Origin of the sequence: Allobosea sp. (assembly GCF_051860145.1) — a bacterium.
GTDB lineage: Bacteria > Pseudomonadota > Alphaproteobacteria > Rhizobiales > Beijerinckiaceae > Allobosea.
In genome coordinates this window covers 245435-271424 of record NZ_JBHYEM010000003.1, presented here as the reverse complement: position 1 = coordinate 271424, position 25990 = coordinate 245435, and the positions used below count along the sequence as shown (strand labels likewise).

Annotated in this window: 25 protein-coding genes, 1 tRNA gene and 1 pseudogene; 7 read left to right on the top strand and 20 right to left on the bottom strand. The window is 66.7% G+C overall.

What is annotated here, in order from left to right:
- Positions 1–28 precede the first annotated feature (28 nt).
- A complete protein-coding gene (locus ACTIF2_RS06990) occupies positions 29–1978 on the top strand; it encodes an FAD-binding monooxygenase (protein ID WP_439496320.1) in 1950 nt (649 codons plus the stop codon).
- 107 nt (positions 1979–2085) lie between these two features.
- On the opposite strand, the gene ACTIF2_RS06985 is transcribed toward ACTIF2_RS06990, so the two are convergent.
- Positions 2086–2170, bottom strand: a tRNA-Leu gene (locus tag ACTIF2_RS06985).
- 268 nt (positions 2171–2438) lie between these two features.
- Between ACTIF2_RS06985 and ACTIF2_RS06980 the strand changes: the two genes are divergently transcribed.
- The gene (locus ACTIF2_RS06980) at positions 2439–3020 is read left to right on the top strand and encodes a YqaA family protein (RefSeq protein ID WP_439496319.1); all 582 of its coding nucleotides are present in this window, start codon (positions 2439–2441) and stop codon (positions 3018–3020) included.
- Positions 3021–3034: 14 nt separating this feature from the next.
- The gene (locus ACTIF2_RS06975; protein WP_439496318.1) at positions 3035–3562 is read left to right on the top strand and encodes a disulfide bond formation protein B; all 528 of its coding nucleotides are present in this window, start codon (positions 3035–3037) and stop codon (positions 3560–3562) included.
- A gap of 83 nt (positions 3563–3645) precedes the next feature.
- Here ACTIF2_RS06975 and ACTIF2_RS06970 read toward each other — a convergent pair whose 3' ends face one another.
- From ACTIF2_RS06970 to ACTIF2_RS06960, 3 genes are all read right to left on the bottom strand, one after another.
- Positions 3646–5082: an NAD(P)/FAD-dependent oxidoreductase gene (locus ACTIF2_RS06970; RefSeq protein ID WP_439496317.1), complete on the bottom strand. Its 1437-nt coding sequence runs from the start codon at positions 5080–5082 to the stop codon at positions 3646–3648.
- 49 nt (positions 5083–5131) lie between these two features.
- The gene (locus ACTIF2_RS06965) at positions 5132–5476 is read right to left on the bottom strand and encodes a RidA family protein (RefSeq protein ID WP_439496316.1); all 345 of its coding nucleotides are present in this window, start codon (positions 5474–5476) and stop codon (positions 5132–5134) included.
- A gap of 68 nt (positions 5477–5544) precedes the next feature.
- The gene (locus tag ACTIF2_RS06960) at positions 5545–6159 is read right to left on the bottom strand and encodes a helix-turn-helix domain-containing protein (protein WP_439496315.1); all 615 of its coding nucleotides are present in this window, start codon (positions 6157–6159) and stop codon (positions 5545–5547) included.
- A gap of 405 nt (positions 6160–6564) precedes the next feature.
- Here ACTIF2_RS06960 and ACTIF2_RS06955 point away from each other — a divergent pair, with 405 nt between their 5' ends.
- The 4 genes from ACTIF2_RS06955 to ACTIF2_RS06940 all read left to right on the top strand — a co-directional run bounded on the left by ACTIF2_RS06955 (position 6565) and on the right by ACTIF2_RS06940 (position 10958).
- Complete coding sequence (locus ACTIF2_RS06955; RefSeq protein WP_439496314.1) at positions 6565–8067, top strand: ABC transporter substrate-binding protein; 1503 nt, start codon at positions 6565–6567, stop codon at positions 8065–8067.
- Between the two features lie 46 nt (positions 8068–8113).
- On the top strand, positions 8114–9031 hold the full coding sequence (locus ACTIF2_RS06950; RefSeq protein WP_439496313.1) for an ABC transporter permease: 918 nt from the start codon (positions 8114–8116) through the stop codon (positions 9029–9031).
- The gene (locus tag ACTIF2_RS06945) at positions 9028–9921 is read left to right on the top strand and encodes an ABC transporter permease (RefSeq protein WP_439496312.1); all 894 of its coding nucleotides are present in this window, start codon (positions 9028–9030) and stop codon (positions 9919–9921) included. Before ACTIF2_RS06950 ends, ACTIF2_RS06945 begins: the two co-directional genes overlap by 4 nt.
- Positions 9922–10016: 95 nt before the next feature.
- The gene (locus ACTIF2_RS06940; protein WP_439496311.1) at positions 10017–10958 is read left to right on the top strand and encodes an alpha/beta hydrolase; all 942 of its coding nucleotides are present in this window, start codon (positions 10017–10019) and stop codon (positions 10956–10958) included.
- 116 nt (positions 10959–11074) lie between these two features.
- Here ACTIF2_RS06940 and ACTIF2_RS06935 read toward each other — a convergent pair whose 3' ends face one another.
- The 16 genes and pseudogenes from ACTIF2_RS06935 to ACTIF2_RS06860 all read right to left on the bottom strand — a co-directional run bounded on the left by ACTIF2_RS06935 (position 11075) and on the right by ACTIF2_RS06860 (position 25979).
- Complete coding sequence (locus tag ACTIF2_RS06935) at positions 11075–11632, bottom strand: HNH endonuclease (protein ID WP_439496310.1); 558 nt, start codon at positions 11630–11632, stop codon at positions 11075–11077.
- A 239-nt stretch (positions 11633–11871) separates the two neighbouring features.
- Complete coding sequence (locus tag ACTIF2_RS06930) at positions 11872–12768, bottom strand: 3-hydroxybutyryl-CoA dehydrogenase (RefSeq protein WP_439496309.1); 897 nt, start codon at positions 12766–12768, stop codon at positions 11872–11874.
- Between the two features lie 98 nt (positions 12769–12866).
- Positions 12867–13814 (bottom strand): electron transfer flavoprotein subunit alpha/FixB family protein, encoded by a 948-nt coding sequence (locus ACTIF2_RS06925; RefSeq protein WP_439496308.1) that lies wholly within the window; start codon positions 13812–13814, stop codon positions 12867–12869.
- Positions 13815–13818: 4 nt separating this feature from the next.
- Positions 13819–14568 (bottom strand): electron transfer flavoprotein subunit beta/FixA family protein, encoded by a 750-nt coding sequence (locus tag ACTIF2_RS06920; RefSeq protein ID WP_439496307.1) that lies wholly within the window; start codon positions 14566–14568, stop codon positions 13819–13821.
- Between the two features lie 144 nt (positions 14569–14712).
- Positions 14713–15408: a rhomboid family intramembrane serine protease gene (locus ACTIF2_RS06915; RefSeq protein WP_439496306.1), complete on the bottom strand. Its 696-nt coding sequence runs from the start codon at positions 15406–15408 to the stop codon at positions 14713–14715.
- 11 nt (positions 15409–15419) lie between these two features.
- Complete coding sequence (locus ACTIF2_RS06910) at positions 15420–16001, bottom strand: cob(I)yrinic acid a,c-diamide adenosyltransferase (RefSeq protein ID WP_439496305.1); 582 nt, start codon at positions 15999–16001, stop codon at positions 15420–15422.
- Between the two features lie 80 nt (positions 16002–16081).
- Positions 16082–16672: an acyloxyacyl hydrolase gene (locus tag ACTIF2_RS06905; protein ID WP_439496304.1), complete on the bottom strand. Its 591-nt coding sequence runs from the start codon at positions 16670–16672 to the stop codon at positions 16082–16084.
- Between the two features lie 141 nt (positions 16673–16813).
- Positions 16814–17002, bottom strand: a complete 189-nt coding sequence (locus ACTIF2_RS06900) for a twin transmembrane helix small protein (protein ID WP_439496303.1) — start codon at positions 17000–17002, stop codon at positions 16814–16816.
- Positions 17003–17059: 57 nt separating this feature from the next.
- On the bottom strand, positions 17060–17932 hold the full coding sequence (locus ACTIF2_RS06895; RefSeq protein ID WP_439496302.1) for an ABC transporter permease: 873 nt from the start codon (positions 17930–17932) through the stop codon (positions 17060–17062).
- 171 nt (positions 17933–18103) lie between these two features.
- Positions 18104–19150: an extracellular solute-binding protein gene (locus ACTIF2_RS06890; RefSeq protein WP_439496301.1), complete on the bottom strand. Its 1047-nt coding sequence runs from the start codon at positions 19148–19150 to the stop codon at positions 18104–18106.
- Positions 19151–19186: 36 nt separating this feature from the next.
- The gene (locus tag ACTIF2_RS06885) at positions 19187–20245 is read right to left on the bottom strand and encodes an ABC transporter ATP-binding protein (RefSeq protein WP_439496300.1); all 1059 of its coding nucleotides are present in this window, start codon (positions 20243–20245) and stop codon (positions 19187–19189) included.
- Positions 20246–20247: 2 nt separating this feature from the next.
- The gene (locus tag ACTIF2_RS06880; protein ID WP_439496299.1) at positions 20248–21066 is read right to left on the bottom strand and encodes an ABC transporter permease; all 819 of its coding nucleotides are present in this window, start codon (positions 21064–21066) and stop codon (positions 20248–20250) included.
- A 197-nt stretch (positions 21067–21263) separates the two neighbouring features.
- Positions 21264–22334 (bottom strand): annotated as a pseudogene (locus tag ACTIF2_RS06875) (metal-dependent hydrolase family protein).
- Between the two features lie 308 nt (positions 22335–22642).
- The gene (locus tag ACTIF2_RS06870; RefSeq protein WP_439496298.1) at positions 22643–23923 is read right to left on the bottom strand and encodes a glycosyltransferase family protein; all 1281 of its coding nucleotides are present in this window, start codon (positions 23921–23923) and stop codon (positions 22643–22645) included.
- 146 nt (positions 23924–24069) lie between these two features.
- Entirely contained in the window at positions 24070–24843 is a 774-nt protein-coding gene (locus ACTIF2_RS06865; RefSeq protein ID WP_439496297.1) for a polysaccharide deacetylase family protein, read from the bottom strand.
- The gene (locus ACTIF2_RS06860) at positions 24840–25979 is read right to left on the bottom strand and encodes a glycosyltransferase (protein WP_439496296.1); all 1140 of its coding nucleotides are present in this window, start codon (positions 25977–25979) and stop codon (positions 24840–24842) included. Before ACTIF2_RS06860 ends, ACTIF2_RS06865 begins: the two co-directional genes overlap by 4 nt.
- Positions 25980–25990 lie beyond the last annotated feature (11 nt).

The following is a 25990-nucleotide window of genomic DNA, read 5'->3' as shown; positions in this document are numbered from 1 at the left end:
GCTTCCCTCCTCGTCGACGGGGACTTTCATGCAATTCCATCTCAACGGCTTCCGCACCGGCGATCCGGGCGTTTCCGAGCAACCCGCCCACGGCGATGGCGCTCCCGGCTTCGGGGCCTTGCCCGAGGAGGTCGATGTCCTGATCGTCGGCTGTGGCCCGGCCGGCCTGACCTTGGCCGCACAGCTGGCAGGCTTCCCGGAGATCAGGACGCGGATCATCGACCAGAAGGCCGGGCCGCTGCAGTTGGGCCAGGCCGACGGCATCGCCTGCCGCACGCTCGAGATGTTCCACGCCTTCGGCTTTGCCGAGCGGGTGCTGAAGGAGAGCTACTGGGTCAACGAGACCTCGTTCTGGAAGCCTGACGAGGCCCGGCCGGAGAATATCATCCGCCACGGCAGGATTCAGGATGTCGAGGACGGCCTGTCGGAATTCCCGCATGTGATCCTGAATCAGGCGCGGGTGCATGACTTCTTCCTGGACGTCATGCGCAATTCGCCGAGCCGACTGGAGCCGACCTATTCCCGCCGCCTGCTCGACCTGCAGATCGAGCCCGACTGCGCCGATGGCGGGGCTTCATCCCATCCGGTCGCGGTGCGGCTGGAATGTCTCGATCCTTCGCATGAGGGGCAGGTCGAGACGGTGAAGGCGCGCTATGTGATCGGCTGCGACGGTGCGCGCAGCAATGTGCGCAAAGCCATCGGCCGTGACCTGCGGGGCGATTCGGCCAACCAGGCCTGGGGCGTCATGGACGTCCTGGCCGTGACGGATTTTCCCGATATCCGCCTGAAGGCGCTGGTCCAGTCCGCCGGCGAAGGCAGTATCCTGATCATCCCGCGCGAAGGCGGCTACCTGATCCGGATCTATGTCGAGCTCGACAAGCTCAACGACAATGAGCGGGTCGCGAGCCGCGAGCTCGGCGTGGAGCATCTGATCGCTGCAGCGCAGCGGATCCTGCACCCTTACAAGCTCGAGGTGCGGGACGTCGCCTGGTGGTCGGTCTATGAGATCGGCCAGCGTCTTTGCGACACGTTCGACGACGTGCCTGAGGGCAGCGAGGGCCAGCGGCATCCCCGCGTCTTCATCGCCGGCGATGCCTGCCACACGCATAGTCCAAAGGCGGGGCAGGGCATGAACGTCTCGATGCAGGACAGCTTCAACCTGGGCTGGAAGCTGGCAGCGGTTCTGCAGGGGCGCTGCGCCCCGGAGCTCCTGCACAGTTACTCGTCCGAGCGCCAGGCGATCGCCAGGGAGCTGATCGATTTCGATCGCGAGTGGGCCAAGATGCTCAGCGCGCCGTTGAAATCCTCCGCAGACGGGGAGGGCGTCGATCCGAAGGAGGTCCAGGCCTATTTTGTCAGGCATGGACGCTACACCGCCGGAACGGCGACCCGTTACACGCCGTCGCGCCTCACCGGCGAGCCGACCCATCAGCATCTCGCCAAGGGCCTGCCAATCGGCACGCGCTTCCATTCCGCGCCGGTGATCCGGCTGGCGGACGCAAAGCCGGTCCATCTTGGCCATGTCGTGCAGGCCGACGGACGCTGGCGCCTCCTCGCCTTTGCCGACAGGGCAAATCCCGCCGAACCGTCCTCGCGCCTGCGCGCTTTGTGCGACTTTCTGGCGGACTCACGCCTATCGCCTGTGAGGCGACACACGCGCCCAGGGGACGATGTCGATTCGGTGATCGATGTCCGGGCGGTGCTTCAGCAAGGCCATCGCGGGCTCGCCCTGGAGGCCATGCCCAGCTTGCTGTTGCCACGCAAGGGTCGCTTGGGCCTCGTGGACTACGAAAAGATGTTCTGTCCCGACTTGAATGGCGGCGATGTTTTCGACATGCGCGGCATCGATCGGGAGCGGGGCTGCATCGTGATCGTACGGCCCGATCAATATGTCGCGCACGTGCTTCCGCTCGATGACCACACGGCGCTCGCGGCCTTCTTCGAGGGCTTCATGGAGGGGCAAGCCGTTTCCGTCTGAACCGGTGCCACTGCGGGGGCCGAAACAGAGGCGGCGATCCACGCCGTAGCGATGGCCTCAACGGCCGCGCAACACGCGGAGATCGAGGCCTGGAGTTTTCAGAAAGTTGGTGCCCCTGGCCGGAATCGAACCAGCACTCCTTGCGGAACTCGATTTTGAGTCGAGCGCGTCTACCAATTCCGCCACAGGGGCCCCGACATGACGCGCCGATCGCGGACCGGCACGCATGCCCTTCGCGGGCGGGCGGACTATAGCGATGGCGCGCGCCGGGTCAACGGATCGTGAGGAGACGCCTTGCGTCGCCCGCAGCCATGGACGGTTCCTGCGAAGGGGGCTAGACAGCGCTGCCGGAGCATGACCGATCGGGCCTCGCAACCTCGCGCGGGAACGTCATGGCCGCTGACGAGGACAGGACAACCGCCGCATCTTAGCCCAGCGGGCGGCGCCACCGGTGCACAGCATGTTTCGACGCCTCTACGACTGGACCATGGCGCTTTCGGCCAGCCCGCGCGCGCCCTATGCGCTCGGCGCGGTCTCCTTCGCCGAAAGCTCGTTCTTCCCGATTCCGCCCGACGTCATGCTGGTGCCGATGGCGCTGGCGCGGCCGAACCGGGCCTGGTTCTATGCCGCGATCTGCACGCTGACCTCGGTCGTCGGCGGCCTGCTCGGCTATGCGATCGGCGCGCTGCTCTATGATTCGGTCGGCCGCTGGATCATCCAGTTCTACGGCCATGGCGACGGGGTCGAGGCCTTTCGCGCGGCCTATGCCCAGTACGGGCACTGGATCATCCTGCTCAAGGGCGTGACCCCGATCCCCTACAAGCTGGTGACCATCACCTCCGGCTTCGCCGGCTATGACCTGTTCTGGTTCGTGTTGCTCTCGCTGATCACGCGCGGCGCGCGCTTCTATCTGGTCGCCGGACTGCTGCGCCAGTTCGGCGGCCCGATCCGCCGGATCCTCGACGAGCATTTCGCCGCGGCGATGATCGTCGTCCTCGTCGGCATCGTCGGCGGGTTCTTCGCGTTCAAGTACCTGTTCTGAGACGGAGCGCCGCGATGCCCGCCAGCGAATCTCTCATCGCAAGGCTGCTGCAGCCATCCCGGCTGATCGTCGTGCTCGGCCTCGCCTCAGTGGCGCTCATCGCCGGCGCCTGGTGGTCGCAGCTCGTCTGGCATCTCGTGCCCTGCAAGCTCTGCCTGGAGCAGCGCCAGCCGCATTACGCCGCGATCGGGCTGGCGGTGGTGGCCGGTTTCGTGGCGCGGACGCGCAGCCTGCAAATCGCGGCGCTGGTCGGCTTCGCGCTGCTCTTCGCCTGGAGCACGGGGCTCGGCGCCTATCATTCCGGCGTGGAATGGGGCTGGTTCCTCGGCCCCAATGATTGCGGCGGCGGCGCGCCGCCTGTGGCGGGCGATGTCGGAAGCCTCCTGAACCAGCTCCAGACCACCCGCATCGTCTCCTGCACGGAGGCTGCCTGGCGCTTCCTCGGACTGTCGCTCGCCGGCTGGAATGCGCTGATCTCGCTGGGGCTGCTGCTGCTCGCGCTGCTGGGGTTGAAACTCGTGTTGAGGCGGTCCGAAGCTTAGCGGGGGCGCCTTAAACCAAGCCATTCATCGATAGCCTGATGTAGCGCGGCGTGATTTTTGCCCTGCCGCAGTATCGGTGTGGGTCAGCGCGTTCCGATCCTCAGGCCGAACAGTTTCGGGATAGCCGCGGCGGCGCGCATAGCTGCGGAGGGTGCCTCGCCACGCTCCTCCGCTTCTTCACAGCCGATGATGCCCCAGCGTACGAAGCGGCCGCCGACGACGCGGAAAGGTTCCGGTGGCAGGGCGGAAAGCTCGCGGCGGCAGAACGGCAGGTTCGCCCATTCGTCCTGCTCGCCGAGCACCAGGGACGCGAGCGACTGGCCGCCGATATAGGTCGGGTTGACCCCGTGCCCGGAATAGCCGCAGCCATAATGCACGCGCGTGCCGGGCAGGGTCCGGAAGAAGGGCAAGCGGTCGGAGGAGACATCGATGCCGCCGCCCCAGACCTTGGCGACCCCGACATCGCCGAGGCCGGGCAGGAGCCGCCGCAAGCCGCGCTCCGCCCGGGCGGCCGATGCTGCATCTTGCGTCAGACTGGGATCGACCGCGTTGCCGTTATAGCTGATCGGGCCCGAGCCCGAGCCCATCAGCACGCGGCCATCGATCGTCGTGCGGAAATAATGCACGAACATCCGCATGTCGGCGAGGCCCTCCTCGCCGGTCCAGCCGATCTCGCGCAGCTTCTCCGGCGCCGGCTCGGTCATCAGCGCATAGCTCGAGAAGACGCTGACATAGGGGCTGATCTCGCGGCGGCTGGCGAGGCCGGTATTGGTCGCGAGCACGACCTCGCGTGCGAGGATCTGGCCATCGGGCGTGCGAAGCCGGTTGGGCGAGCCGGTGTCGAGCCCGATCAGGGGCGTGTTCTCATAGATCGCGACCCCCGCCTCGATCGCCGCCCTGCGCAGCGCCCGCGCCAGCCTGGCCGGGTGCACATTGGCGCCCTCCGGCATGTAGACGCCGCCGCGAAACACGGGCGATCTGCAATAAACTGCGACCTCGGCTGACGACAGCTCGCGGGCGGTGTCGGGGACGCCGAGGCGTCGCGCCGTCGCGACGCAGGCCTCGACCTTGGCATCCTGCGCCGGCGAGGCCGAGACCCGGACATTGCCGCTCTCACGCCACCAGACATCCCGGCCGGGTGCGGTGGCGAAACGGCGGATGGCGTCCTGCGCCCTGGTGCCGGCGCGGGCGACGGCGAGCGCAGCATCGGCGCCGAGGGAGGCTTCCATGCCGCCGAGCGAGGCCCAGTAGCCATGGACCTTGCCACCGTTCTTGCCGCTCGCGCCCGAACCGCAGAGCGAGGCCTCGATCAGCGCGACGCTCAGCCGGGGCGCGCGCTCCCGGAGCGCCAGTGCAGTCCATAATCCGGTGAACCCACCGCCGACGATGGCGATATCGGCTGTGATCTCGCCTGCGAGCGACGGCGAGGGCGGCGCGTCACCCTCCGCTGCGAGCGCGTCGGCGAACCACCAGGACGGATCGCCGGGGAGAACGCTGGGAACAGCCGGATCTGCTGGCATGTCGCGACCGATCTTCGAGGTCAGGGGAAGGAGGAGGCGGGGCGGTGGCTCAGACGAGCGCCTGGACCTGCATCTCGACCAGGATGTCGTCCGCCGCGAGACGCGACTCGACCGTGGCGCGCGCCGGCGGCTGCTCGGGATCGACCCAGGCTTCCCAGACCGCGTTCATTTCGTTGAACGTGCCGACATCCTTCAGCCAGATATTGGCGGTCACCAGCCGGGTCCGGTCGGTCCCAGCCATTGCCAGGTAGGAATCGATCTGGGCCAGGATATCGGCCGTCTGCTCGCGCACGTCTCCGCTGCGGTCCTTGGCGGTCAATCCGGAGAGGAAGGCGAATCCATTCGCGACCAGGACCTTGCTCAGGCGGCCGGTGACTTCGTGACGGGTGATCATGGTGCCTCTGCTCGTCGTCAGGATGGAAAGGGAGCGGCGTCCGGCGGAGGCCGGCCGGCGCCTATGGCCTACAAGTGCGCTTCTCTGATGCGGATGATCCAGATCAGCTTGGTCTCCTCGCCGCTGCGGTTGACCAGCTGGTGCGGGATGCTGCTCTCGAACTGGAAGCTGTCGCCCTCGCCGATCTCCGTCACCGCGTTGCCGACGGTCAGCTCCACCCGACCCGAAAGCACGTAGCCGGCCTTGTCGCCCGGTCCGGTCAGCACATCGTCGCTGGTCGCGCCCGGCGGCAGGTTGAGGATCATGAAGCGGAGCTGGTTGTTGTCCTTCGGCGAGAGCAGCTCCTTGGTCAGGAGGCCGGGGCCGACGACGAAGCGCGGGCGGTTGTGCCGACGGCGGACGAAGGCCGGTTCGCCCTCCGTCGCCCCGGGCTCCCGTTCGAGGAAAGCCCAGAGAGTGACCCCGAGCGCGCCCCTCAGCTTCTGCAGCGTGCTGATCGAGGGGTTGGAATTGCCGCGCTCGATCTGGCTGATGATCCCGGCGGACAGCCCGGCCTTGGCCGCCAGCTCCAGGATCGTCAGATTCCTGTCATTGCGAAGCGCCCGCAGCCGCTGCCCGATCTGGGCGGCGTCGTCGTCTTGGGCGGGCGCCGGATCGGCCGTCACGTCGAGTGTCTTCTGCATGCAGAGCAAATCCATTTAAGTGAAAACGGACCATAATGAAATCCGTTCAAAAGCGCAATCGGCTGCCTGCCGGAGCGCGTTGGGATTCTCTTTTAGGCGCAAAATCAAATATTTATAGCAAGATCAGCGCCGCTGCGCCTCGTGGGCGTGGCTCGACGCCTTGACATGCAATTCAGTATAGTGAAACGATGTTCACGAAAGCCCTAGAGAGCGCGGGTCGGGAGGCTCGGTTGCAGCAATCTCGAGGATGTCTTCAGGAAGAGCGGCGCCGGCCGCTGCCGGGGCGGCCGGGCCGTTCCGGCTCGCCGCGCCTTTCCTGCGCCCCGCGAAGCGGCTGTGGGCCCATCCGGCCGCAGGCGCGGCCGGAGAAACGTCGATCACTTGCAACGATACAAGGGGACCGCGATGACCATTTCACGCGTTGCTGCGCTGCTGCTCGGCCTGACCGCCGCCGCTCCCGCCTTTGCGGGAAAGTCGAACGACACGCTCACCGTCTCGTGGGACCGCGAGCAGACCACCCTCGATGTCTATTATTTCACGGACCATTCCGGCCTCACGCTGATCAACAACGTCTGGGACGGCCTGGTCGATCGCGATCCCGAAACTGGGAAATATGTCGGCAACCTCGCCACGGGCTGGACATGGGAGAACCCGACCAGCCTCGTCTTCGAGCTGCGCAAGGGCGTCAAGTTCCACAATGACGAAGATTTCGACGCCGACGACGTCGTCTACACGATCGACTACGTCAAGGATCCGAACAACAAGATCCTGCTGGTGCAGATGGTCTCCTGGATCGACTCCGTCGAGAAGGTCGATCAATACACCGTCCGCATCAAGCTGAAGCGTCCGTTCCCGGCGGCGCTGGAATATCTCTCGCTCGGCGTGCCGATCTATCCGGATCAGTATTACAGGCAGGTGGGCACCGCCGGGATGGGCAAGAACCCCGTCGGCACCGGCCCCTACAAGATCACCTCCTTCACGCCCGGCCGCGAATACGTGATGGAGCGCAACGTGGCCTATTTCTCCGGTGGGCCGAAATCCAAGGCGCGCATCAAGCGGGTCGCGGTCCGGACCCAGAAGGACCTCAACCTGATGATGGGCGAGCTGATGACGAAGCGCGCCGATTTCCTCTGGCGGCTGACGCCGGACCAGGCCGATCAGCTCGAGACGGTCCCCACCGTCCGGATCTCGCGCTCGCCGACGCTCCGGGTCGCCTTCCTGACCTTCAACGCCCTCGATCAGCAGTCGCCGCTCTCGCGTCCCGAGGTCCGGCGCGCCGTCGCCCACGCGATCAACCGGGACGCGATCGCGAAGAACCTCATCCGCGGTGAGGCCGCCACGCTCAAGACGATCTGCGCGACCAAGCAGCTCGCCTGTCCCGAGCCGGGGGTCGACTACGCCTATGATCCGGCCAAGGCCAAGGAGCTTCTGGCGAAAGCCGGGCTGCCGGACGGGTTCGAGACCTCGATCGGCTCGACGTCCGACCGGTTCATCACCGAGGCGGTCATCGGCGACCTCCAGCGCGTCGGCATCCGCGCCAACATGAACTTCAACGTCTGGGCCGCCTTCCGCGACAAATGGGTCAAGCGCGAGATGCCGCTCTTCCACGCCTCGACCGGCTTCTGGGGCATCAGCGACGCCTCGATCGCCTTCGGGACCTATTTCGGCGAGGCGCCGCAGGATCTCTCGCGCGACCCGGCGGTGACGGAGGCGATCCGCAAGGCCGACGGCACACAGTCGCTCGAGGAGCGGACGAAATTCTACAAGGAAGCCCAGGATCGCATCCTGGATCAGGTCTACTGGCTCCCGCTCGTCGAGATCGTGAACAACTACGCGTTCTCGAAGGAGCTCGATTTCACGCCGTCGCCGGACGAGATCAACCGGTTCTACCGCGCGTCCTGGAAGTGAACGCCACAAACCCGTCGGCCGACCACAGTCCTGAGTGAGGTTCACATTGGCAAGTTTCGCGCTGAAACGGATTCTCGTCGCCGTCCTGGTCGCCTTCACGGTCTCGGTCGTGTCGTTCGGGGTGCTGCGCCTCTCGACCGATCTCGCCCAGGCCCTCGCCGGCGAGGGCGCGAGTTCCGAACAGGTCGAGCAGATTCGGATCACCTACGGGTTGGATCGGCCGCTCGTGCTGCAATACGCCGACTGGCTCGGGAACATCCTCCGCGGCGATCTCGGTGAGTCGTATTACTTCAAGCAGCCGGTCTCCGCGCTGATCCTGGAGCGCGTCCCCGTCACCTTCACCGTCGCGACCCTGTCGATCGGGCTCGCGCTGCTGCTCGCGGTTCCGCTCGGCATCTGCGCCGCCCTGAAGCGGAACAGCTGGCTGGACAGGCTCTGCCTGACGACGGCGGTGATCGGCCAGGCCGTGCCGAGCTTCTGGCTCGCCCTGATGCTGATCTACATCTTCGGGCTGCACTGGCAGGTGCTGCCCTTGTCCGGCAGCGAGGAGTGGCAGGGCTATATCCTGCCGGTCGTGGTGCTCGCCTATTACGCCATGCCGGCGATCATGCGCCTGACACGGGCCGGGATGATCGAGGTCCTGCAGGCGGACTACATCCGGACGGCGCGCGCCAAGGGCTTGAGCGTCAGGGCCATCGTCACCACCCATGCGCTGCGCAACGCGCTGATGCCGGTCGTGGCGCTCACCGCGGTGCAGTTCGGGTTCCTGCTCGGAGGCTCGACCGTGGTCGAGACGGTCTTCGCGCTCCATGGCGTCGGCTATCTGAGCTGGGAATCGATCCAGCGCGCCGATTTCCCCGTCGTCCAGTCGATCGTGCTGATGTTCTCGATGATCTTCGTCGTCCTCACCCTGGCGTCCGACCTGCTGAACGCCGCCATCGATCCTCGGGTGCGCCTGCAATGACGGATCTGTCTCTCGCGGGGCAGTCCCCGGCATCGGCTCTGCGCTCGCGCGCCAGGCGCTGGCTGCGCAACAGCGGCGCGAGCATCGGCGGCGCGATCGTCCTCCTCGCCATCCTTTGCGCCGTTGCCGCACCGCTCCTGGCTCCGTACGATCCCTATCTCCAGGACCTGCCGATGCGGCTGAAGCCGCCGGTCTGGGCCGGTGAGGGCAGCTGGGCGCATATGCTCGGCACCGACCAGCTCGGCCGCGACTATCTGAGCCGGCTCATCTATGGCAGCCGGATCTCGCTGCTGATCGGCTTCGGCACCGTCCTGATCTCGGGCTCGATCGGCATCCTGCTGGGCATGCTCGCCGGCTATTATGGCGGCCGCCTCGACATGGTGATCTCCTTCTTCATCACCGTGCGTCTCGCCATGCCGATCGTGCTCGTCGCGCTCGCCGTGGTCGGGCTCATCGGAAGCTCGCTCACCGTCGTTGTCGCCGTGCTCGGCCTGCTGCTGTGGGATCGCTTCGCGGTGGTGGCGCGAGCGACCGTCATGCAGCTGCGCGACAGCGAGTACATCGTCGCGGCGCGCTCATATGGCGGCTCGGACGTCAGGATCCTGCTCTGGCACGTGCTGCCCAACATCCTGGGGCCGATCCTGGTCGTCTTCACGCTCGAGATCGCCCACGCGATCCTGCTCGAGGCGGCGCTCTCCTTCCTCGGCCTCGGCGTCCAGCCGCCGCTTCCGTCCTGGGGGCTGATGATCGCCGAAGGCCGGAACTACGTCTTCTTCACGCCCTGGGTGATCACCATCCCCGGCGTCGCGCTCGTGCTCCTGGTGCTGGGCATCAACCTGCTTGGCGACGGGCTGCGCGACCTGAGCTCTCCACGAGACGCTTCCGACTGATCGTCGTCCACACTCTGCCGGAAGAGGGTTTCGTAGGCCTGAGCAGTTTTCCGAGTGGCCGATACCGCGCCACGAACACTGGAGAAGAGGGTAAGATGCTTGAACACGCAATGACCGAGTACAAGAAGCGGGTGAGCGACGTTCGTGGCGGGTCGAAGCCCCGGCCGCGCGACCCGAACGAGCGCCGCGCGCAATTCGAGGCCTATGCCGACATCTTCAAAGAGCCCTATCCGGCCAGCCTGACCGTGACGAACTGGTTCATCGCTGCGCCCGGGCGGGAGATCCCGATCCGGATCTACAGCCAGAAGACCGACGAGGAGCAGCCGACGGTCGTCTATTTCCACGGTGGCGGCTACATGTCGGGCAGCCTCTACACCCACGACACCGTCGTCGCGAACCTGGCGGCCGGCACCGGCGCCCAGATCGTCGCCGTGCATTACCGCCGGGCGCCGGAAAACCCCTATCCGGCCGCGGTCGATGACGGCTTCTTCACCTTGCAATGGCTCGAGAAATACGCCGACCGCTACAAGATCGACCTCGATAGGCTCGCGATCGCGGGCGACAGCGCCGGCGGCGGCTTGACCGCGGCCATCTCGATGATGAGCCGCGACCGGCAGGGCCCGAAGCTGGCGATGCAGGTGCTGCTGTATCCGGGCCCGATGAACACGGATCTGGAGACCGACAGCTATGTGCGGATCAATCATGATCCGCAATTCAACAAGAACGACCTCGAATTCTATCTGAAGGCCTATCTGTCAGATAAGCTCGACACCAAGGATCCCTATGCCGTCCCGCTCCAGGCGACGAACTATGCGAATCTCCCGCCGGCCTTCATCCATGTCGCGGAACTCGATCCGCTCTATGACGAGGGACTGCTCTATGGGGAGCGGATGAACGCGGACGGAGCGAAAGCCGAGATGCGTGTTGCGAAGAATCTGGAACACAGCTTCCTGCGTGCCGTCACCGTGTCACCCGAAGCCAGAGAAGAAGCCGCCTATCTCTATGCCGCGATCAAGCGCGGCTTGCGGATCGGCTGAGCGAGCGGGGGCGGGCATGGTTTGCGACGCTGCTCGCCCCATTGCTCAATGCGGCCGGCTCCTTGCGCTATCGCGCCGCTATTACCGACCCGAGATAACAGCTTCGGCCAAACAGCCTACGGCTCCAGCTCGGAATCCCAATAGAGATAGTCGAGCCAGCTCTCGTGCAGATAGTTCGGCGGGAAGAGCTTGCCGTTGCGGTGCAGGTCGTTGACCGTCGGCGCGAAGGGTTTTTGCATCGGCAGCATGCCGACAGCGGCCGGCATCTTGTCGCCCTTGCGCAGGTTGCAGGGCGAGCAGGCCGCGACCACGTTGTCCCAGGTCGTCAGGCCGCCCTTGGAGCGGGGGACGACGTGGTCGAAGGTCAGGTCCTCGCGCGTGGCGCAATACTGGCAGGAGAACCGGTCCCGCAGGAAAACGTTGAACCGGGTGAAGGCCGGCGTCCGCGACGGCTTGATATAGGTCTTCAGCGAGACGACCGAGGGCAGCTTCATGTTGAAGCTCGGGCTGCGGACGATCGTGTCGTATTCCGAGACGATGTTGACCCGGTCCATGAAGACCGCCTTGATCGCGTCCTGCCAGCTCCACAACGAGAGAGGGTAGTAGCTCAGCGGGCGGAAATCCGCGTTGAGCACCAAGGCCGGACAACCGTCCGGCGACGCCATCGGATGCATCACATGCGCCGTCAAACCCGTCGCACCTCCGCTGTTCGAAGCAGGACGAATCCCGCTCACAGCTCAATGTACGCGCGAGACGACAGGATTGTGAAGATGGTGCGGCGCGACGATGTCGTGAGCGCCGCGCTACGATTCTGATTTTGGTGGACGATTGACGCTAACGGCCGGGGCAGTCCGGCCCATCGCTCCAATCCTCGCCGCGGGAGGAGAGGAGGGCTGCGGAAGGGCCTGCTCTCTCAGCGCGTCGGAACCGGCTTCTCGCCGCGATAATCGTAGAAGCCGCGCTTGGTCTTGCGGCCGAGCCAGCCGGCCTCGACATATTTCACCAGAAGCGGGCAGGGCCGGTATTTCGAATCGGCCAGGCCGTCATGAAGCACCTGCATCACCGACAGACAGGTGTCGAGGCCGATGAAATCGGCGAGCTGGAGCGGCCCCATCGGGTGGTTGGCGCCGAGCTTCATGGCGGTGTCGATCGCCTCGACCGAACCGACGCCCTCATAGAGCGTGTAGACCGCCTCGTTGATCATCGGCAGCAGGATGCGGTTGACGATGAAGGCCGGGAAATCCTCCGAGACCGTCACGGTCTTGTGGAGCTTACCGATGAAGCTGCGCGCCGCCTCGAAGGTGTGGTCGTCGGTGGCAATGCCGCGAATCAGCTCGACGAGCTGCATCAGCGGCACCGGATTCATGAAATGGATGCCGATGAAGCGTTCCGGCCGGTCGGTCGCGGCGGCGAGCCGCGTGATCGAGATCGACGAGGTGTTGGAGGCGAGCATCGTCTCCGGCTTGATATGCGCGCAGACGGCGGTGAAGATCTTGCGCTTGGTCTCCTCGCTCTCGGTCGCAGCCTCGATGATGAGGTCGCATTCGCCGAGCCCCTCGAGGGTCGGGGTCGAGGCGATCTTGGCCATGGCGTCGCGGCGCAGCGAATCGTCCATGGCGCCCTTGGCGACCTGGCGCGCCATGTTGCCGTCGATCGTCGCGAGCGCAGACTTGATCCGGTCCTCAGCTACGTCGTGCAGCTTGACGTCGAAGCCCGCGACGGCCGCGACATGGGCGATGCCGTTGCCCATCTGCCCCGCGCCGATGATGCCGATCGTCTTGATCGCCTGGTCCGCCATGTCCTGATCCATCTCTCGTCTCATCGCTCCCGTCGCGAAAGCGATGCGGGCCGCCTGAAGGCGGCGGCCCGGATGCTGTCCCGTACCGCTGGTTTCCAGCGGCGTATCGTTTACCGGCCGGCCTTCTCGAGCTCTTTCTCGAGTTCGGGCAGGATGGTGAAGAGATCGCCGACCAGGCCGTAATCGGCGACCTGGAAGATCGGCGCCTCCTCGTCCTTGTTGATGGCGACGATCACCTTGGAGTCCTTCATGCCGGCGAGATGCTGGATCGCGCCCGAGATGCCGACCGCGATGTAGAGCTCCGGCGCCACGACCTTGCCGGTCTGGCCGACCTGCCAGTCGTTGGGGGCGTAGCCGGCGTCGACCGCGGCGCGCGAGGCGCCCATGGCGGCGCCGAGCCTGTCGGCGACGGGCTCGATCACCTTGGTGAAATTCTCCGAGGAGGCGAGCGCGCGGCCGCCCGAGATGATGATCTTGGCCGAGGCCAGCTCCGGACGGTCGGATTTCGCGACCTCTTCGCCCTTGAAGCTCGAGGAGCCGGTATTCTCGCCGCCGCTGACGGCTTCGACCGGTGCAGCGGCGCTGCCGTCGGCGGTCGCCTGGAAGGAGGCGCCGCGAATGGTGAGGACCTTCTTGGCCTCGGCCGATTGCACGGTCTGGATGGCGTTGCCGGCATAGATCGGCCGCTCGAACGTGTCGGGCGAGACGATCTTCGTGACTTCCGAGACCTGCATCACGTCGAGCAGGGCGGCGACGCGCGGCATCACGTTCTTGCCGGTCGTGGTGCCGGGCGCAACGAGCGCGTCATAGGGGCCGGCGAGCGCGACGATCAGGGCCGCGAGCGGCTCGGCCAGGCGATGCTCGTAGGCGGCATCGTCGGCGAGCAGCACCTTCTCGACGCCGTCGAGCTTGGCGGCGGCATCGGCGACCGCCTTGGCGCCCAGGCCGGCGACCAGGACATGCACCGGAGCGCCGAGTTCCCTGGCGGCGGTCAGGGCCTTGCGGGTCGCCTCGTTGAGGCTCTTGTTGTCGTGCTTGGCGAGGAGCAGGGTCGTCATGGTCTTAGAGAACTCCTGCTTCGTTCTTGAGCTTGGACACCAGTTCGGCGACGGACGAGACCTTGACGCCGGCGGAGCGTCCGGGCGGCTCGGTCGTCTTCAGGACTTTCAGGCGCGGCGCGATATCGACGCCCAGCGTCTCGGCCGTGGTCTCGTCCAGCGGCTTCTTCTTGGCCTTCATGATGTTGGGCAGCGAGGCATAGCGCGGCTCGTTGAGGCGCAGGTCGGTGGTGACGATCGCCGGCAGCTTCAGCGAGACCGTCTGCAGGCCGCCATCGACCTCACGGGTGACGTCGATCGCGCCGTCGCCGACCACGACCTTGGAGGCAAAGGTGCCTTGCGGCCAGTCGAGCAGGGCGGCCAGCATCTGGCCGGTCTGGTTCGAATCATCGTCGATCGCCTGCTTGCCGAGGATGACGAGCTCGGGGCTCTCCTGCTCGACGATCTTCTTGAGGAGCTTGGCGACGGCGAGCGGCTCGACGGTGCCTTCGGCCTTGACCAGGATGCCGCGGTCGGCGCCCATGGCGAGACCGGTGCGGATCGTCTCGGCCGCCTGCTGCGGGCCGACCGAGACGACGATGACCTCGGTTGCCTTGCCGGCCTCCTTCAGGCGCAGCGCCTCCTCGACGGCGATCTCGTCGAACGGGTTCATCGACATCTTCACATTGGCAAGCTCGACGCCCGAGCCGTCACCCTTCACGCGGATCTTCACATTGAAATCGACAACCCGCTTGACGGGCACAAGGATCTTCATCGTCACTTCACCGTTCGGGAGAGGTCCGATCGAGGCCGCGCCGCGTCACGCGGCAGGAGGACGGCATCGCGGCTCTCGGCTGGAATGCGGACGGACCGTAGCGATGGCCGTTTGCGCTTGTCAACGCCGCCAAAGTCGCGGCGCTCACCCTGTCACGGGACGCCCGAACAGTCTGACGCCGCGGTGGATGAAGATCGGCGTCAGCGCGGCGCCGGCGCCGAGTCCGCCGAGATGCGCCCACCAGCCGACATTGCCCTGCGGGTCGGCGAAGGCCGAGATGAACTGGAACAGGATCCAGGCGCCGAGCGCATACATGGCCGGGATATGGAGCGGAATCCATTTGAAGGCGAGGCCCCAGATCCGCACCTGCGGATAGAGCATCAGATAGGAGGCGATGACGCCCGAGATCGCGCCCGAGGCGCCGATCAGGGGTTGCTCCGATTCGGGGTTCATCAGCGCATGGGCGAGGGAGCCGGCAAGCCCGCACAGGAAGAAGAACAGCAGGAAGCGGAGATGGCCCATCGCGTCCTCGACATTGTCGCCGAAGACCCAGAGGAAGAGCATGTTGCCGATCAGATGCGCGAAGCTCGCATGCAGCAGGATGTTGCTGAACAGCGTCAGCCAAGCCGGGACCTGCAGCAGGTCGGCCGGCAGCTGCGCCGTCCCGAACAGCACCGAGGGGATCATGCCGAAGCCGGCCATGATGCCGACCTCGCCCGAAGGCGGGCGCCAGGCCAGTAGCCCGAGATAGACGCCGAAACAGGCGCAGATCAGGGCATAGGTCACATAGGGCGCGCGCATGAAACGCAAGGGAACGCCATCATGCAGCGGCACGAACATGCTGGCTGCTCCTAACGGTTCTGGCCCGGAACCCAGAGCACATCGCCCCCGGCCCTGGCGTTGAGATGGCGGGACGCGACGAAAAGGAAATCCGAGAGCCGGTTGATGTATCTGAGCGCAGGCTCCGAGACGCGCTCGCCGTCGCTCTGCGCGAGCTCGACCATCAGGCGCTCGGCGCGGCGGCTGACGGTGCGGGCGAGGTGCAGATGGGTGGCCGCCGCCGTGCCGCCGGGCAGGACGAAGGAGCGCAGCGGCGCGAGCTCCGCGTTCAGCTGGTCGATCTCGGTCTCGAGCCGGTCGACCTGGGACTGGACGATGCGTAGCGGCTCATAGGCCGGCGGCTCGCCGGTATCGGGCGTCGAGAGATCGGCTCCGAGATCGAACAGGTCGTTGGCGATGCGCTCCAGCATGGCGTCGACGACGGCATCCTCGCTCGCCGCGTGCAGCCGGGCCAGCCCGACGCAGGCATTGGTCTCGTCGACGGTGCCATAGGCGGCGACGCGCAGATCGTATTTCGGCCGGCGCGGCCCGGTGGCCAGCCCGGTCATGCCGGTGTCGCCGGTGCGGGTATAGATGCGGTTGAGCTTGACCATGAGGGCGTTATAGCGCGTCGCAGCGGCAACGGAAGGCCGCCACGCGCAGGTCCGGACGGCCCGCCGGACGTTCCCTTGCGTCAGAAGCTGTAGCCGAGCCGCGCGCCGAAATTGGCCGGTCCGCGCGGCTTGTCGCCATCCGAGCAGCCGACGGCGCTGAAATGCTCGAGCGTCGCCGTGATGCTCCAGCGGTCGTTGAGCCGGTAGCCGAGCGCGGCGGCCTCGCGGGTGCCGGTGTTGCAGCCGACGGTGAGGCGGTTCTCGGGGACGACCAGGCCGGTCTTGCCGTCGTTCAGCGCCGCGCCGAGGCTGGCCTCGACGAAGACGTTCCTGGCGATGTCGACGGTCCAGGTCGCGCCCGCATAGGCATAGCGCGTGCCGTTGAAATTGGCGCTGGAGCCAATATGGAAGCGCGGCACGAAGGCCGAGGCGATGCGGTCGTTGAGGGTGAGCACGCGCGGCGTCAGCAACTCGCCGCTGAAATTGAGCAGGCCGCTCTCCCTGCCGCCCGGATTTGCGGCGGCGGCGCCGACACGCGCTTCCCAGGAGGCGGTCGGGGCTGCGGTGGCTGGCGCGTAGCTGGAGACGCCGGAGGGCAAGGCTTGGGACTGCGCCAAAACGGGCGAGGCAGCCAGGAGACCGGCGAAGGTCAGCAACGCGACGCGTACCATGAGTGACGTGTTCTTCTTGTCGGCGGAACGGACGTTAGTGAAGCGCATAGACTCGTGTCGAGATTGCGGCAAACGCGACATCCGCGCGCGGCAAATTCTGCCGAGCGTGTGTTTTATCAACAGCTTACGCTTGAGGAGTCGTCAGCCGCCGCGCCACCAGAGGACGCCGATGATGACCAGGATCGCGACGAATTGCAGGACGACGCGCAGCCGCATCAGGTTCTGCGAGGTGTTGGCGCTGCCGCCGCGCAGCATGTTGATCAGGCCGAGCACCAGCACCAGGGCGACGGCGCCGACCGCGACGGGGACGAGAGAGCCGGAAAGTGTCATTCGCGAGATGTAGAGCGCCGCCGGTCGCTTGGCCAGCGAAAGCGCGGCGCTGCGACATCAGCGGTAGCGCCGCTGCACGATCAGATGCGCCGCGACGGTGAGCAGGATCGTCGCCGTCATCAGGATGAAGGAGATCGCGCCGCCGAAGGGCCAGTTGTTCTGCTGGGCGAACTGGCCGTAGACCAGCGGCCCCATCATCTGGAATTTCGGGCCGCCGAGCAGGACCGGCGTGGCATAAGCGTTCATCGCCAGGATGAAGGTCAGGATCGTGCCGGCGAGGATGCCCGGCAGGGCCAGTGGCCAGAGAACGCGGCGAAACATCGCGGCCGGCCCGGCGCCGAGGCTGAAGGCAGCCTCCTCGACATTGCGGTCGATGCCCTCGATCACGCTCTGCAGGGTCAGCACCATGAAGGGCAGGTTGACCGCGATGATGCCGATCAGCACGGCGTTCTCGGTGAACATGATCTCGATCGGCTGGTCGATCAGGCCGAGCCCCATCAGCGAGGCGTTGAAGGCGCCCTTGTTGCCGAAGGCGGTCATCCAGCCGGCGGCGCGCACCGCGTTGCCGACGAAGAGCGGCAGCACGACCAGCATGATCAAGAGGTTCTTGAAGCGGCTCTGGGTGCGGGCCAGCACATAGGCGAGCGGAAAGCCCATGATCAGGCAGATCGCCGTGCAGATCACCGCGACGCGCACGGTGCGCAGCAGCACGTTGAGATAATAGGAATCGGTGAAGAACTTGACGTAGTTCTCGATCGTCAGCCCGTCGACCATGAACTGGCCCGGAATGAACTGGTTCAGCGAATAGCGGAACAGGATCGCGATCGGGCCGATCAGCCCGATCGCGACGAAGATCGTCGCGGGCACGACGAGCGCGCCCGCAAGATGGGTGCGCCCGCCGGCGACGGCTTCCGGGGCGGTGGTGCTCATGGGAGCCCCCTGCGACTCAAGCCAGCGTCGGTGAAATGGTTCGGGCATTCGCCAGCGCGAGCTGGCTGGGGCGGCTTTCGAGAACCGGAGCGCAGCGGACGGATGTCCGTGAGCACCGGAAGCGCAGAAAGCCGCACCAGACGGCCGCGGTGGTAGAATGCACGGGCCATTTCAGCCCTTGAAGACCTTGTCCCACCATTCCTTCATCGCCGAATCGTTCTTGGCGAGGAAGGCGTAGTCGAGATCCTTCAGGCGCTTCTCCTCGTCGGAGGTGAAGCCGATGCGCTTCTGCAGATCGGGCGCGACGCTGAGGCCGGTGACCGTGCCGTTATAGCCCATGTCGACGGCGAAGGCCTCCTGCGGCGCCTTCTCCAGCATGGCGTTCATATAGGCGTAGGCGTTCTCCTTGTTCGGCGCGTTCTTCTGGATGACGAAGCCGGAGACATAGGCCGGGATGCCCTCGACCGGCGAGACGGCCTCGCAAGGGATGCCGGCATTCTGCCACTGCACCACGCGCGCCTTCCAGATCGCGCTGATGCCGACCTCCTCGTTCTTCATCGCCTGGGCGAAGGCCTCGTTGGTCGGATAAACCCGGGCGCCGGTCTTCTTGACGGCGAGCAGGACGTCCTTGGCCTTGTCGAGGTCGTTCATGCTGGCGCCGTTGGTGGCGGCCATCGAGGCGGCGATCATGATCGACTGGTACTGGATGTCGATGAAGCCGATCTTGTTGCCCCATTTCGGGTCGAGCCAGTCCTTGAAACCGGTCGGCGCGGGGCTGATCAGCTTGGGATTGTAGATGACGACGTTGCCCGAATAGATGTGCCCGACGCCATAGGGATATTTCATCGTCGGCAGCAGGTTCTTGGCGTTCGGGATCTTGGAGTAGTCGAGCTGCTCGACGACGCCGGCCTCGTTCATCTCGAACATGTTGGCGGCGGACAGGCCCTGGATGTCGACCGTGCCGCGCGGCAAGCGCCGCTCGGCCACCATCTTGGCGCGCCGCGGCGCATCGCCGGCCTGGTCCTGGACGACCTCGAGGCCCTTGCCCTTCAGGATCGGGTCCTCGATGTTCTTGGTCAGCAGGCGGGCATAATCGCCGCCCCAGGTGCCGACCACGACCTTGCCGCCGGACTGGGCGAAGGCCGGCCCGCCCAAGGCGGCCGCACCCGTCGCAGCGCCCAATCCCTTCAGCACGTCGCGCCGATCGATCGTCTTCATTGCAGTGACTCCCCTGTTGGACGCCTGTTCGAGCCGTCAGGACTCGCGCGGATAGACGAGCCCGGCGTCTTCGGCCCAGCCTATCGTGATGGTGTCGCCCGGCTTCGGCTCGATGCCGCCCTGCCGGTTCGGAAGCTGCAGCAGCATGCGGTCATGCTCCGACAGCCGGACATCGATATCGAGCAGCGCGCCGAGATAGGAGACGTGCTCGACGCGGGCCTCGAACCGGTTGGCGCTGGCCGCGGCCTCGCCTGCGACCGCGATGCGCTCGGGCCGCAGGGCGAGCGTCGCGGGGCCGGCGCCGGCAGCGGCGACGGCTGCGATCGCGAGGCCGCCACGGCTGCGGAAGCGGCCGGGTTGCGTGATCTCGCCATCGAGGAAAGCGCTGCGGCCGATGAAGCCGGCAACGAAGCGGTCGGCCGGCCTCTCATAGAGCTCGCGCTGGCTGCCGATCTGGCGGACCTTGCCCTTCTCCATCACCACCAGCCGGTCGGCCATGGTGAGGGCCTCCTCCTGGTCGTGAGTGACCATGATCGTGGTCAGGCCGAGCTTGCGCTGCAGGTCGCGGATCTCGACGCGGACCTCCTGCCGGAGCTTGGCGTCGAGATTGGAGAGCGGCTCGTCGAGCAGGAGCACGTCGGGCTGCATGGCGAGCGCCCGCGCCAGCGCGACGCGCTGCTGCTGGCCGCCGGAGAGCTGGCGCGGGTAGCGCTCGTCGAAGCCGGTGAGCTGCACCAGCCGCAGGGCCTCGGCGACGCGCGTGCCGCGGTCGGCGGCCGCAACCTTGCGCATCTCCAGGCTGAAGGCGACGTTCTCCGCCACGGTCATATGCGGGAAGAGCGCATAGCTCTGGAACACCAGCCCGCAATTGCGCTTCCAGGGCGGCAGCGTCGTGACGTCGCGCTCGCCGATGGTAATGCGCCCCGCGCTCGGCGGCACGAAGCCGGCGACCATGCGCAGCGTCGTGGTCTTGCCGCAGCCCGAGGGGCCGAGCAGCACCAGGAACTCGCCCTCGGCGATGTCGATGGTGACGTCGTCCACCGCGGCGAAATCGCCGTAGATCTTCTGGAGATGGTCGATCGAAAGCCGCGCCATAGTCAGACCACCCGGCTCAGCTTGACGTAACGGTCGGTGATGATCATGGCCACGCCGATCAGGACGATCTGGATCACGGAGGCCGCAGCGACCGTCGGATCGATCTTCCATTCGAGATATTGCAGGATCGCGATCGGCAAGGTCGTGCGGCCCGGTCCGACCAGGAACAGGCTCATCTCGAGATTGCCGAAGGAGGTGACGAAGCCGAAGAGGGCAGCGGCGACGAGGCCGGGCCGGATGCTCGGCAGCGTGACGCGCCGGAAGGTCTGCCACGGCCCGGCGCCGAGATTCTGCGCGGCCTCCTCGATGGTCCGGTCGAAGCCGACGAGGCTCGCGGTCACCAGCCGGACCACCCAGGGCACGACGACGAGCGTGTGGGCCGCGACGAGCCCCGAGACCGAGCCCAGGAGCGGCCAGCCGGTGGCGAGCTCGGTCTCGATCTGGAAGACGTAGAGCGAGGTGCCGAGCACGATGCCGGGCATGACCAGCGGCAGCAGCAGCAAGGTGTTGAGCGCGGGGCCGAGCGGGATGCGGTGGCGCACCAGCGCCAGGCTCGCGGGCACGCCGAGGAGAAGCCCGATCAGCGTCGCCAGCACGCCGACCTGGAGGCTGAGCAGGAAACCGTCGACGAAGGGCTTGTTGTTCGCCGCCGCGGCGAACCATTTCAGCGAGTAGCCCTCCGGCGGGAAGGACGGGATCTCCTGCCGGAAGAAGGCGAGCCAAATAACGAAGATCAGCGGCAGCAGGATGAAGCCGAGCGACAGGCCGGCGGCGCCGTTCAGCGCGAGACGGCCGAGGCTGGGGCGCGTGGCGGCGCTCAAACGGCCGCTCCAGAGGCGCGAGCCCGGTCCGGCAGGCAGGGCCGGCCGGTGGTCGATCTCGCTGGTCTCTGCGCTCGTAGGGCCGTCACGCCAGTCCCCTCGTTTCTTCGTTGCGCGGCAAGCTGCGGTCCAACTTACAAACAGTCAAGACTGTTTCTGTCTGCTTTCGGGCCGGTGCGTTCCCCGCCGCGCCGGCCTCAATGCAGCGTGTTCTTGTGGAAGGCGCCGCCCTTCATGATCGCCGCCAGCGAGGCGCCCTGGTTCTGGAACAGCCCCAGGTCCTTGAGCGGATCACCATCGACCAGGATGATGTCGGCGAAGGCGCCTGCACGCAGCGTGCCAAGCTTGCCCTCCATGCGCAGCAATTGCGCGCCGACCGTCGTCGCCGAGCGGATGATCTCGATCGGCGAGAGGACCTCGCGGCGCAGCAGGAATTCGCGCGACTGCTCGACCTGGAGCTGGCCGAGCAGGTCGCTGCCATAGGCGACCGGCACGCCGGCGCGCTTGCAGATCTCGAGCGAGCGCAGGCCGCCATCGATGACGAGGTCGTTCTTGGCCAGCATGTCGCCGGTCATGCCGAATTCGGCGGCGCGCTCCTTCATCGCCTAATAGGCGACGAGATTGGCGGTCAGGAACATGTTGTTCTCGGCCATCAGCTTGGCGGAAGCATCGTCGATCAGGTTGCCGTGCTCGATGGCGCGCACGCCGCATTGCGCGGCCCGGGTGATGGCTTCCGGCGTATAGGCATGGGCGCAGACATAGCGGCCGAAGGCCTTCGCCTCCTCGACCGCGGCCTGGACCTCGTCGACGCTGAACTGCATCGAATCGAGCGGGTCATAGGGCGAGGCGACGCCGCCGGACATCATGATCTTGATGTGGTCGGCCCCTAACCGCATCTGCTCGCGCACGGATTTCTTCACGGAGGAAACGCCGTCCGAGACGTTCATCGTATAGGCCATGGCGTTGCAGCAATGGCAGCGCGCGCCGAAATCGGTGCGCCGGCGCGGATCGCTATGACCGCCGGTCGGGCCGATGGCGGCGCCGGCGATGAACAGGCGCGGGGCGGAGATGTCGCCCTTCTCGACCGCTTCCTTGATGCCCCAGTCGGCGCCGCCGGTATCGCGCACCGAGGTGAAGCCGCGGTCGATCATGCCCTTCATCAGCCTGACCGCACGCGCCGTCATCAGGGTCAGCGGCATGCTTTCCAGGGCGCGGATATAGACCTCGGAGAGGAAGACATGGACATGGCTGTCGATCAGGCCGGGCATCAGGGTGCGCCCGCCGCAATCGATCGCATCGGCCTTGGCGGCCTTGATCGGCTTGTCGGAAACCTCGCGGATCGTCTCTCCCTCGACCAGCAGTTCGTAGCCGCGGCGCAGCTCGCCATGGTCGGGTTCGAGCATGGCGAAGTTCTTGAAGAGCAGCTGTGCCATCGAGAAGGATCTCCCATGAGAAGGCGCCGAAGCCGCGCCTCCTGTCTCCGATGGCTGATATATTGCGAGCTTTCGTCTTGCTTGTCAGCCCTCTTTCTCAGCCTCTTTTGGGGCCGGTTCCTGCATGTTCTGCAGGCGGGCGCTCAGCTCACGGCGGCGGCGTTCTGCGCCAGGGCCCGTCCGCGGATCGGCATGGAGAGGTCGTCGGCCAGCGCACGGCTGATGGCGGGCAGGCCGTCGAGCAGGCTGGGTACGAAGGCCTGTGACGGCGGCATGCGCTTGGGCAGGGCATGGAGCGCGGCCGCCATCAGTTTCGGATCGCGCGGGCCCTGGCCGGTCTCGACGGGATCGTGCAGCACATCGACCAGCCGCAGGCCGTCGGCGCGCTCGGCGCGGATGCTCTGCTCCAGGCGCGGCCGGACGCGCGGGACGATCAGCGCCGGTTTGTCGAAGGACAGGATCTCGCAGAAGGTGTTGTAGCCGCCCATCGCGACGACGCAGTGGGCGCGGTTCATCAAGAGCTCGAGCCGCGGCTCGAAGCCGAGGCTTTCGAGCTTGGGCACGCGGGCGATGCGCTCGGCGAAGTCCTTGCGTTTCTCGCGCGACATGAAGGGGCCGAAGACGATCAGCGCCGGCAATTCGATGGTGGGATCGGTCTCATAGGCCGAGATCACCCAGTCGATCAGGCCCATGCCGTCGCCGCCGCCGCCGGGCGTGACCAGGATGAACGGTCCCTTGGTGATGCGCGGATGGCGGTTCGGCGGCATGGGCGAGGGCACCGCCCGCTTGAGATAGCCGGTATAGCGAACCTTGTCGGCGAAGAGATGCTGGTCCGGCAGGCCGAGCAGCGGCTGGTAGACGCTCTCCAGACCGTAGACGAAGATGTCGTCATAGACGGCCAATGCGTCGAGCGCGCCGCTATGGCGCCATTCCTCGAGCAGCTTGCCGGGCTCGTCGAGCACGTCGCGCAGTCCGAGCACGATCCGCGCGCCGCGCCGGCGCAGGAGCTCGAGCGACGGCAGCAATTCGCCGCGCAGGCCGACGGGCTCCTTGTCGACGATGACGACATCCGGATCGAAGGAAAGCACGACCTGCTTGATCAGGTCGGTCCGGAGCCGGATCGTGTCACTGAGGTCGAGGTTCAGGTGATGAGGCGAATAGCGGCCGTCGCTCTGCTTCTCGACGCCGGGAATACGCACATAATCGACGCCGTCACCGAACTGGAAGCTCGAGATCACCGACGAGCCCGAGACGATGATCACTGATATATGAGGGTAGCTTGCCACCAGCGAGTTGGCGATCGCGCGACAGCGCCGGATATGGCCGAGGCCGAAGGTGTCATGGCTGTAGATCAGCACGCGCGGCGCATGGGGACTGCGCGGCGCGCGCTCGGCACCGTTGAGATCGATGACATTGAACGGCATGGACGCGGCGCCCTCCGCAAAAAGGCCAGACGACCTCAAGCGAGGGCGAACGCACCTGGAACTGGCCGGGATATAGCGCCACACGCGCGTCCATCCAAGTCCGGCCTCGCCAGATGACGGACGCTCACCCGGCGTCGCAGCCTCATTTAGGCAGCGATCGTGCCTGAAAACAACTGGCGCGGATCGGCGAGGCGGATCGCCGGATGAGAGGCCAGGCGGGCGAGAAGTGCATCGAGGAGGGCCCAGGCCGCCTCGTCGTGATCGCGGTGATGCAGAAGCAGGCCGATCCTGTCGTCCGGCTCGCCCTTCTCGCGCCTGGCCACGAGAAGGGCCGTGAGCTCGTTCACGATCGCGGGAGCCGACCGGCCGATCCGCCCGCCATGCCAGTCGATGATGTCGATCTCGCTGTTGACGAGCGCTGGTCCGCCCCGCTCGCCCAGCGTGAAGCCGCGGAAGCAGGACAGGCCGGTGAAGCCGAGATCCGGCAGGGCGGCAGTGACCTCGCGGTCGATCCGGTTCCAGGGCGGCACGAAGACCGGCAGGAGAGCGGGCCCGAACAGGTCGTCGAGCCGCCGCCTTGCCGTGGCGATCTCGTCGAGCATCGCGGCCAGCGGGCGGTGGCGGCCGAACTCGGCCTTCTTCTCGCCCTCCGGCGCATGGTTGCGGTGCCGGCTGCCATGCTGGCAGGGCAGCAGAAGCGGGGCGCGCGTGAGGCGGGGCACCAGAGCCGGCTCGGCCAGATGCGGGATCACGGCGAGCAGCACCGGCGCGTCGAACCGGTCGGCGAGGGCGGCGAGCCTGTCGAGCTGCGGGCCGGGCGCGATGGCGTCGTCGTCGCGCAGCCAGAGCCGCAGGTGGCGGCCCTCAATGCGCCAGCGATCCAGCTCGGCCAGCAGCGGGTCCCAGGTCGCATCGTTCATGAGGCGCTCGCGCCCTGCTGCCCGGCCTTGCGCCTGGCGCGCGCAGCCAGCGCAAGAGCAAGGCCCGTGTCGATGATCTCGCTCGCTTGCTCGAGCATGCGCTCGCCGGTGACGAAGGTCCTTGCGGCTGCCCCCATGCGCTCGCGCAGGGCCGGCTCGACCAGCAGCCGCGCAAGCGCATCGCCCAGCGCGCCGATATCGGCCTCCGGCGCCAGCAGCGCGGTCTCGCCGCAGCGGACGGTGGACGAGACGCCGCCGCTGTCGAAGGCGATGACGGGGAGGCCGGCTGCCTGGGCCTCGAGATAGACGAGGCCATAGGCCTCGCCGATGCCGGGCCAGACGAAGATGTCACTGGTGGCGAGCCCGGCCGCGACGGCCTCCCGATCGAGCGCGCCGCGCCAGGAGACGCGTCCCTCCGGCAGGTTCGCGAACATGGCCTCGACCTCCGGGCGCGCCGGCCCGTCGCCAATGACGCTCAGGCTCCAGGGCAGGGCGGCAAGCCGCTCCAGCGCAGTGGCGAGCGCGCGGTAGCTGTCGCGCTTCACGCCCGGCCGCATCATCGCGACGGTCACCAGCCGCGGCGCCCCGGCCGCAGGACGGCGCGCCGGTGCCGGGAGCCCGGGGGCGATGAAGGGCGGCAGTTCGAGAAAGCGGGTGCGGTCCGTGCACCAGGCCTCGACCCCCTCCCGGTCGCGCGCGGTGAAGCAGAAATGCAGGTCGGCGGCGCAGAAGCCGCTGCGGGCCAGCGCGACATGCCGGGCCCATTCGCCTTCGGCGCGCCGGCCGGAATCGCTCGCCTCGGCGACGACATAGGGAATGCCGAAATGCCGGGTGATCTCCGGCCCGAGCAGGTCGGGCGCCTTGTAGTAGCTGTGATAGGTGAACCAGAGCTCCGGCGCGTCGCCCTTCGCCCGCCAGCCGGAGAGCAGGGCGTCCCGGCGCGAGTCCGCTTCGGCCTGGCGCCTTGCGAGCGCCCCCGTGTCGGGCATGCGCATATAGGCGCGCGCGTCGGTGATCGGAACGACCTCATGTCCGAGCCGCGCCAGCGCGGCGGCGAGCTGGCGCGCCATGCGCCGGTCGCCGGAAATCCTGCCGTCGTCGAAGGCGTTGAGCGGCGTATGAAAGGCGATCCGCACTGGTTGTCAGG

Coding starts and splice junctions, on each gene's coding strand:
- ACTIF2_RS06945 (WP_439496312.1), top strand. CDS start 9,028: ATGACGGATCTGTCTCTCGCGGGGCAGTCCCCGGCATCGGCTCTGCGC.
- ACTIF2_RS06940 (WP_439496311.1), top strand. CDS start 10,017: ATGCTTGAACACGCAATGACCGAGTACAAGAAGCGGGTGAGCGACGTT.
- ACTIF2_RS06960 (WP_439496315.1), bottom strand. CDS start 6,159: ATGCAGAAGACACTCGACGTGACGGCCGATCCGGCGCCCGCCCAAGAC.
- ACTIF2_RS06990 (WP_439496320.1), top strand. CDS start 29: ATGCAATTCCATCTCAACGGCTTCCGCACCGGCGATCCGGGCGTTTCC.
- ACTIF2_RS06965 (WP_439496316.1), bottom strand. CDS start 5,476: ATGATCACCCGTCACGAAGTCACCGGCCGCCTGAGCAAGGTCCTGGTC.
- ACTIF2_RS06970 (WP_439496317.1), bottom strand. CDS start 5,082: ATGCCAGCAGATCCGGCTGTTCCCAGCGTTCTCCCCGGCGATCCGTCC.
- ACTIF2_RS06955 (WP_439496314.1), top strand. CDS start 6,565: ATGACCATTTCACGCGTTGCTGCGCTGCTGCTCGGCCTGACCGCCGCC.
- ACTIF2_RS06885 (WP_439496300.1), bottom strand. CDS start 20,245: ATGGCGCGGCTTTCGATCGACCATCTCCAGAAGATCTACGGCGATTTC.
- ACTIF2_RS06910 (WP_439496305.1), bottom strand. CDS start 16,001: ATGGTCAAGCTCAACCGCATCTATACCCGCACCGGCGACACCGGCATG.
- ACTIF2_RS06975 (WP_439496318.1), top strand. CDS start 3,035: ATGCCCGCCAGCGAATCTCTCATCGCAAGGCTGCTGCAGCCATCCCGG.
- ACTIF2_RS06890 (WP_439496301.1), bottom strand. CDS start 19,150: ATGAAGACGATCGATCGGCGCGACGTGCTGAAGGGATTGGGCGCTGCG.
- ACTIF2_RS06930 (WP_439496309.1), bottom strand. CDS start 12,768: ATGGATCAGGACATGGCGGACCAGGCGATCAAGACGATCGGCATCATC.
- ACTIF2_RS06870 (WP_439496298.1), bottom strand. CDS start 23,923: ATGCCGTTCAATGTCATCGATCTCAACGGTGCCGAGCGCGCGCCGCGC.
- ACTIF2_RS06900 (WP_439496303.1), bottom strand. CDS start 17,002: ATGACACTTTCCGGCTCTCTCGTCCCCGTCGCGGTCGGCGCCGTCGCC.
- ACTIF2_RS06905 (WP_439496304.1), bottom strand. CDS start 16,672: ATGGTACGCGTCGCGTTGCTGACCTTCGCCGGTCTCCTGGCTGCCTCG.
- ACTIF2_RS06935 (WP_439496310.1), bottom strand. CDS start 11,632: ATGCATCCGATGGCGTCGCCGGACGGTTGTCCGGCCTTGGTGCTCAAC.
- ACTIF2_RS06865 (WP_439496297.1), bottom strand. CDS start 24,843: ATGAACGATGCGACCTGGGACCCGCTGCTGGCCGAGCTGGATCGCTGG.
- ACTIF2_RS06915 (WP_439496306.1), bottom strand. CDS start 15,408: ATGTTCGTGCCGCTGCATGATGGCGTTCCCTTGCGTTTCATGCGCGCG.
- ACTIF2_RS06895 (WP_439496302.1), bottom strand. CDS start 17,932: ATGAGCACCACCGCCCCGGAAGCCGTCGCCGGCGGGCGCACCCATCTT.
- ACTIF2_RS06980 (WP_439496319.1), top strand. CDS start 2,439: ATGTTTCGACGCCTCTACGACTGGACCATGGCGCTTTCGGCCAGCCCG.
- ACTIF2_RS06920 (WP_439496307.1), bottom strand. CDS start 14,568: ATGAAGATCCTTGTGCCCGTCAAGCGGGTTGTCGATTTCAATGTGAAG.
- ACTIF2_RS06925 (WP_439496308.1), bottom strand. CDS start 13,814: ATGACGACCCTGCTCCTCGCCAAGCACGACAACAAGAGCCTCAACGAG.